The following is an 821-nucleotide window of genomic DNA, read 5'->3' as shown; positions in this document are numbered from 1 at the left end:
GAGCCGGGCTGGTCAGCTGGCGATAGCCGTGATGCTGACGCTCGGATCATCGCTCAACGGCGCGATGGTTTCCAGTGCCATGTAGCGGGCACGCTGGACGGCCCATTCATCATTCTGTTCGAGCAGGATCGCGCCGATGAGGCGAGTGATGGCGTCATCGTTGGGGAAGATGCCGACCACCTCGGTCCGCCGTTTGATCTCGCCGTTGAGACGCTCGATCGGGTTGGTCGAGTGCAGCTTGGTCCGATGCTGTGGCGGAAAGGTCATGTAGGCGAGCACATCGGTCTCGGCCTCGTTGAGGAAGCCGGCAAGTTTGGGCAGCTTGGGGCGGAGCTGGTCGGCGACCTTGCGCCACTGGGTTCGCGCGGCCTCGGCGTCGTCCTGAGCAAAGGCGGTGGCGATGAAGGCGGAGACGACGCGCCGCCCGCTCTTGCCAGCATGCGCCAGCGCGTTGCGCATGAAGTGGACGCGGCAACGCTGCCAGCTGGCATTGAGCACCTTGGCGACGGTGGCCTTGATGCCTTCGTGGGCGTCGGACACGACCAGCTTGACGCCGCGCAGGCCGCGGCGGGCGAGCTTGCGCAGGAACGCCGTCCAGAACGTCTCGGCCTCGGAAGGGCCGATGTCAATGCGGAGGACCTCGCGTCGGCCGTCGCTATTGACGCCAACCGCGACAATCACCGCGACTGAGACGATGCGGCCATTCTGGCGCACCTTCACGTAGGTGGCGTCGATCCACAGATACGGCCAGTCGCCCTCGATCGGACGGGCGAGGAAGGCCTTCACCTTGTCATCGATCTCGCCGCACAGCCGGCTGACCT

At 65.5% G+C, this 821-nt stretch carries 1 protein-coding gene; it reads right to left on the bottom strand.

The window, feature by feature from the left end; translation table 11 throughout:
- Nucleotides 1–12 precede the first annotated feature (12 nt).
- A partial coding sequence (locus AC0L3B_RS38130; protein ID WP_473382687.1) for an IS256 family transposase occupies nucleotides 13–821 on the bottom strand: 809 nt, incomplete at its 5' end.

The organism is Bradyrhizobium sp. Kon56 (assembly GCF_055807635.1).
Note: the sequence above shows the minus strand (reverse complement) of the source record. Positions and strands in the feature narration are given on the sequence as shown.